Source organism: Acinetobacter sp. CY17, from assembly GCF_059515825.1.
Window position 1 is genome coordinate 1 of sequence record NZ_JCAKMX010000045.1, and the last position, 6,633, is coordinate 6,633.

The window sequence follows — 6,633 nt, forward strand, 5'->3', positions numbered from 1 at the left end:
TGATCCTAGACAGTATCGTGGACAACAAATCCCTCTAAATTCTTAAAATATTTCTGTTCAAAGGCTTCTGGGCTTAACCAGCCGTTTGCGGAATGCCTTCTGACCCGATTGTAATAAATCTCAATATAGTCAAACAAGACTGTATTCGCTTCTTTTCGAGTGGCAAACACACTGCCATGGACCACATGACCTTTCAATGTATGAAAGAAGCTTTCGGTCACTGCATTATCCCAACAGTTTCCCCTGCGTGACATACTTTGAACGCAGTTATTCGTCAATAATAGCGCCCTAAAATCACGACTACAGTACTGTGAGCCTTGGTCCGAATGCACCATGACACCCATTGGATACCCCTGACGAGCCATTGCATAATGAAACGCATCACACACCAATTGACGGTCTATTCGATGGCTGGTTTGCCAGCCGACAATACGACGGCTGAATAGATCCAGCATCACACATAAATACAGCCAACCTTGCTTAGTACGGATATAGGTAATATCCGTTGTCCAGATCTTATTGGGTTCATTGACCGTAAATTGACGATCCAACAAGTTAGGCGCTGTAGGCAAACGATGGTTTGAATCAGTCGTATGCTTGTATTTACGTGCAATCCTGCTACGTAAACCAAGCTTTTTAAGCATTCTTCCAACGGTTCGTTCGCTCATGCTGTAACCTAAATCATGCATGTCATGTACCAATGAAGGTGCACCCAATCGTGCATGATGCTGCCAATATACGGCTTTTAAATCATTATATTTCTGCGCTGGATTGGTCTGGCGTTTTCGCCAGGCATAATAGCCTGAAGTGCTGACACCCAGGCATTGACAGGCAGAAGATACAGTGACTTCATTCACATCCAGATCTTGAATTACCGTGTACTTTTCTTGGCATGATCTGTCAGAAAGTACACATGCGCTTTTTTAAAGATGTCATTGGCTTCCCTGAGCTGTTTGACTTCTTTCTCTAATTCTAAGATCCGCTGTTGTTCTGGTGAAAGTTGACGTTTGCTTGAACCCACTGGATTGGCTTCACGAATCCATTTGTCTAAAGTTGAATAACCCACACCTAATTTCTGGGCGATTGCAGCTATAGGTTCGTGGGAGTTTGAAAGTGCATAATCAATCGCTTGCTGTTTAAATTCAGGACTAAAACGTTTAGCCATTTCTTGAATCTCCAAAGATTAAAGTTACGTTATCTTTAGAGGGACGTGCTGTCCATTATTTTGGCTAGGATCATGTAGGCAGCTTAGAAAATTCTCAAATAAGCTCGCAGGGTCAAACGGCGGTTCACTGCCATGTAGGCAGCTTAGAAATGCCACGATAGCCGCGCTAGAAATTAACTCTAGTTCACTGCCATGTAGGCAGCTTAGAAAATACAAGTAACGCCATTAATGTTTTGGTATTCTTCTTAGAAATAATCGATTTACCCTAAACGCCGTGCCACAAAGTTAATTACGATATAGCTATAGGTACTTTAGCGATATTGAATACACAAGCGTTATTATTTGCAGGCTATCTACTTGGCTTATCTATATCAAATATTGTAATTATTTTCAAAGTAAGATAAAAAGAAAATATCTCTTCAGAAAGCTAATTAAGTAAATTACCTTTCTTCTTATGACGAGCAATACATAAGCCGGCAACTATATCAAATGTCTGAATTAATAAATTTTTTAAAACTTTTTAGTCCTAAAACGATCGAGCGTAGTGCTAGTTATGTGAGTCGAATTGATCGTCAGACCATTGATATTGTGATAGAGGATGAAGAGCTTTTTATGTATGCCCAGATTGAGGGTACTGACTATTATGACACGAATATTATTTATGATTTAAAAACTGGTATATTGATTGATGATGATTGTAGTTGTCCCGTGGGTTATCACTGTAAACATGCAGCAGCGTTAGCAAGGCTCTTCTTTAAAGAATATAGAGAAAAGGTACATACCCAGTTAAATAGCGAATACTTGCTTCAGTCAGGATTACAACCTCAGTCATCTCAAATGACTCAAGCGAAGAAGTGGTTAAATGAATTTAAGCGTTGTTTATTAGATGTTCATAATCAAGAGATTATTACACCAACAACTAATTGTTTAATCTATTATTTGGACCAATCTTTTTCTAAGCTAACAATTGAGGTTAAAAAAGGACGACTTAATCAAAATGGTACAGTAGGCAGTCTTAAGCCTTATAGGGAATATAAGAATATTCTTACAAAGAAATTAACATTGCCTGATGATCAAAGAAAATTATTTAGCCAACTGTATGCTTATTCTCAATCTAATAAAATGGATTACTTCTACCAATCGTACTTAGATATCACAGGTATTTCATTTACGTCTTTTGAGCATTTAATTCACAGTAAACGGGTATATTGGAAAAAAACAATTGATCGTCCTCTTCAGTGGTCAGATAAAGTTTATCAAATAGACCTAAGTTGGCAAAAAAATATTGTCACTAAAACAGAAAAACTAAAAGTTGCTTTTTGTCACACGGATCAATTCTATCATTTAGACATATATACGAATTTATCGATATTGGCTACAATGCCTTTATGTTATATCGATATTTCTACTAACGAAGTTGGCTATCTAGAAACAACGTTATCATTTGAGCTTTTAACTGCTTTTCAAAAAATGCCAGAAATGTCAGTAGAATTAATGCATGATTTTGAAAAAATCGTAGCACAATCTGATCTTTTGAAAAATCTACCTAAGCCAAATTTTATTCAAGAAATACAAACAGTAGGTGGCTCACCTCAGCCAATCTTAAGGTTTGGGACTACAAATCAGTTGAATCATAGATTAAATAATCATAGCCAAACATTTGCAGAGATTGAGTTCCGATATTCAAGTGGAGCTGCAAATCTTACTAGCACTGATCATTATTTTATTGGAGAAATACAAGGACATCCTGTAAGACAAGAGCGCAATTTATTACAAGAACAACAAGCACTTCAAAGATTGGAGAAAGCACTTCCATCTTTAACATGGATTAAGGATCTATCTTCTCAGCAACGACAGCCTGTACATGTGGAGACAGATTCTCTTGTTGCTGCTGAATTTAAGGAATGGTCTAGTCAATTATTTCCAGTGAATCAATTCGAAAAGATAGGATGGAAAGTTGAACATACGCAAAATAGCCCATTAAATCTGGAATATGTAGACCATATTGAACTCTATATGCGTGATTCAGAAAACCACAATGGATGGTTTGAGATTGGAACCAAAATTCAGGATAAACAAGGTAGAGAATATGACCTACTGGATATCATTTCAATGATAATGAAGCGATATCCAGACTTATTGGATCCTGAGAAGTTTAGATATTTAGATGATGATCGAATCTTTATGATCCCTGCTCTGTTGGGTAAACATCCAGATTTTGCTATGCAAGTTAAAGATATCAAGCCAATTATATTAAATTTATATAGTTTATTAGATCAAGGTGAACGCAAAATAGATCATTATGATGCACAACATTTTTTAGATATACAGGATGATTTAGGGGGTAGATTCGAATGGAAAATGCCAGATCATCTACATAAAATGATTGAGGAAATGAAGAAAGGACCCCAGCAGATCTTAGGTACACCAGATGGCTTCAGGGGGCAACTTCGACCCTATCAACAAGAAGGTGTAGCTTGGTTACAGTTTCTTAGAGCTATTGGTCATGGTGGTATTCTAGCTGACGACATGGGACTTGGCAAAACAGCACAAACATTAGCACATTTACTTTTAGAAAAGCAGGCTGGTTATCTAAAGCAAAAACCTACTTTAATTGTTGCACCTAGCTCTTTAGTCCATAATTGGTTTAAAGAAGTTCATAAATTTACACCAGACCTCAAAGTATTGATTTTACAAGGGGCAGAAAGGCATGATTTTTTCCAAGAAATTCAAAGCCATGACGTGGTAATTACCAGTTATTCACTGGTTGTGAGAGATCAGGAAAAACTCAGTCAGTATGAGTTTCATCAACTTATTCTTGATGAAGCTCAATATATTAAAAATCCCCGAGCTAAAGCTGCACAAGTTGTACGCGCATTAAGCGCTGATCATCGGTTGTGTTTGACTGGTACACCTATTGAAAACCATTTGGGTGAATTGTGGGCCTTATTCCATTTCCTAATGCCTGGTTTTCTTTATTCGCAGGAAGCGTTTAATCGGCAATATCGATATCCTATTGAAAAGCACGGAAAGTCTTATCTTAAGGAAAAACTAGTAGCAAGAGTAAAACCATTTATTCTGAGAAGATTAAAAACTCAAGTGGAACAAGAGCTTCCTGCAAAAACAGTAATTGATGTAAACATCAATATGAGTTTACAGCAATCGAAATTATATGAAGCTGTGCGTGCAACAATGCAAAAAAATATTATACAAATTGTTGAAAAGAAGGGTTTAAAAAAGAGTCAAATCCATATTCTTGATGCACTGTTAAAATTAAGACAAGTATGCTGTCATCCAAGTTTATTAAACGGTGAAAATTTCAAAAAGGAAGAAGCTGGCTCAGCTAAATTAGATTATTTAATTGAGATGGTGCATACCATGGTAGGAGAAGGTAGAAAAATTTTAATTTTTTCTCAATTTACGACGATGTTATGTCTGATTGAGCAGCAGTTAAAAAAGATCGCCATCGATTATGTAAAATTGACTGGACAAACTAAAAAAAGACAAGAAGTCGTTGAAAAATTTCAACATGGACAAGTTCCAATTTTTTTAATTAGCCTAAAAGCAGGTGGGGTCGGCTTGAATTTAACTGCAGCAGATACAGTAATTCACTATGATCCATGGTGGAATCCAGCAACTGAGAATCAGGCATCTGATAGGGCATGGAGAATTGGTCAGAATAAGCCTGTATTTGTTTATAAACTGATTACAAATCAAAGTATTGAACAAAAGATCATAGATTTACAGAAAGATAAATCTGCTTTAATCGAATCTATTTTAACTAGCGGTTTGGAAGGTGAAGCGAAAATTAGTCAAGATGATATTATGAAGCTATTTGAAAAATTATAAATGTTAAGGATTACTCAATTTGTCTGAGGAATATACCGAAAGTTTGTCAGATCCTGAGTGTTGAATGGGATATATTTTATCGGGAAATCGTATAAGTGGATTGCAGTTTTAGGTTACATTGGCTTTGTTGTATAAACCTACCTCTAAGGACTCATTTAGCAATATAATTCTCACATGAATAAGCCTACTCCTAAAATCTATCATACAACTCATTGGTCTACCTACAATAAAGCCTTGATCAATCGAGGAAATATATCTATTTGGTTCGATTCAGCCACCCAATGGTATGCTTCGTCCATCGGTAAACAAGGACGAAATCAGAGATGGTCCCACTTGTTTGAACAACTAAAAGCTTATTTATAAGTGATATTCTGCTCTAGTTAAGCGACCTTATTTTGTTGTGGTAGCTGGTTATAGTAAAACTCATCTGGAGTCATTTTGTCCAGACTCGAATGAGGTCGTTTCAAATTATAAAATTCAAAATATGCATTTAATTGCTTTTTCGCATCAAAAACATTGCTGTAGGCTTTGAGATAAACCTCCTCGTATTTAACGCTCCGCCATAATCGTTCAATCATCACATTATCAACCCAACGACCTTTACTGAACCGTACCGGGTTTATCGGAGACTTTTTATTTAAGTTAGGCTACCTGACCTAACAGGTTAATCTTATCATAGTACATTGCTTCAAACTCAAAAGGCGATACATAAGCCAATGCACTGTGTACACGCTTTTTATTGAACCAATCCACCCAATTTAATGTCGCAAGTTGTACATCCGCTAAACCTTGCCAGTCTGCTTTTAAATATTCAATCACCTCTGTTTTGTATAAGCCATTCACCGTTTCAGCCAAAGCATTATCGTATGAATCACCCGTTGTACCGACTGATGCTCGTAAATTTGCTGCTTCTAAACGATTGGTATAGCGAATGGAAAGATATTGCACACCTCTGTCGGAATGATGAATCACATTCTTTGGCATGCCTCGATCATGCAATGCTTGCTCCAGTGCATCAAGTACCATATCTGTATTCATCCGTGTTGATACTTTCCATCCAACAATTGCTCGCGAGAACACATCAATAATAAAGGCGGTGTAGACCCAGCCAGAATGGGTTTGAATATACGTAAAGTCACTGACCCATAATTGGTCAGGTCGATCAGCACTAAAATTCCGTTTCACTAAATCATCTGCTCGTTTTTGATCATCTCGGCTGCGGGTAGTTTGTTTATTCTTACCACGCCAAACACCTTGTATATCTAGCTTTTTCATCAATCGAGTAACTGTACAACGTGCAATAACATAGCCTTCACGTTTCAATTTTTGCCAAACTTTACGTACACCATATCGACCTAAACTTTCTTTCCAAATACGTTTGATTTGCTCTGCATGATGTAAATCATGCAGAGTACGTTTCGCTCGATGTTCTGGGTTATCAACGAAATCTAAAGCCCGATAATAGGTCGAAGCTGCAATCGGTAAAATTCTACAAATCGCTTCAACACCATATCGATCTTTATTGTTATGGATAAAATCCACCATTATTTGTGTGGGCGGTCGAGCTCCGCCTGGGCGAAAAAAGCGGCTGCTTTACGTAGAATTTCATTGGCTCGTTG

General features: G+C 37.1%; 2 protein-coding genes, 3 pseudogenes and 1 other annotated feature. Of the genes and pseudogenes, 2 read left to right on the plus strand and 3 right to left on the minus strand.

The window, feature by feature from the left end; translation table 11 throughout:
* Window positions 1-5: 5 nt before the first annotated feature.
* Window positions 6-1,165, minus strand: a protein-coding gene (locus AC5YCI_RS15995; protein ID WP_496175269.1) for an IS3 family transposase whose coding sequence is annotated in 2 segments (ribosomal slippage) — window positions 6-919 and window positions 919-1,165 — 1,161 coding nt in all. Because the reading frame shifts where the segments join, the coding sequence is not laid out codon by codon here.
* A gap of 489 nt (window positions 1,166-1,654) precedes the next feature.
* On the opposite strand from AC5YCI_RS15995, the gene AC5YCI_RS16000 reads away from it, so the two are divergent.
* Both AC5YCI_RS16000 and AC5YCI_RS16005 read left to right on the plus strand, forming a co-directional pair.
* Window positions 1,655-5,014 (plus strand): DEAD/DEAH box helicase, encoded by a 3,360-nt coding sequence (locus tag AC5YCI_RS16000; protein WP_496175923.1) that lies wholly within the window; start codon window positions 1,655-1,657, stop codon window positions 5,012-5,014.
* A gap of 174 nt (window positions 5,015-5,188) precedes the next feature.
* Window positions 5,189-5,344: pseudogene (locus tag AC5YCI_RS16005) on the plus strand (IS5/IS1182 family transposase); the annotation flags it as partial.
* Between the two features lie 50 nt (window positions 5,345-5,394).
* Here the strand turns inward: AC5YCI_RS16005 and AC5YCI_RS16010 are convergent.
* Together AC5YCI_RS16010 and AC5YCI_RS16015 are read right to left on the minus strand one after the other, a co-directional pair.
* A pseudogene (locus AC5YCI_RS16010) lies at window positions 5,395-5,616 on the minus strand (integrase core domain-containing protein); the annotation flags it as partial.
* A gap of 40 nt (window positions 5,617-5,656) precedes the next feature.
* Window positions 5,657-6,633 (minus strand): annotated as a pseudogene (locus AC5YCI_RS16015) (IS3 family transposase); the annotation flags it as partial.
* Window positions 6,485-6,601 (minus strand) — a sequence feature (AL1L pseudoknot). It overlaps the preceding pseudogene by 117 nt.

Bases quoted from the DNA above. Each gene is read 5' to 3' on its own strand.
- AC5YCI_RS16000 (WP_496175923.1), top strand. From the start codon at position 1,655: ATGTCTGAATTAATAAATTTTTTAAAACTTTTTAGTCCTAAAACGATC.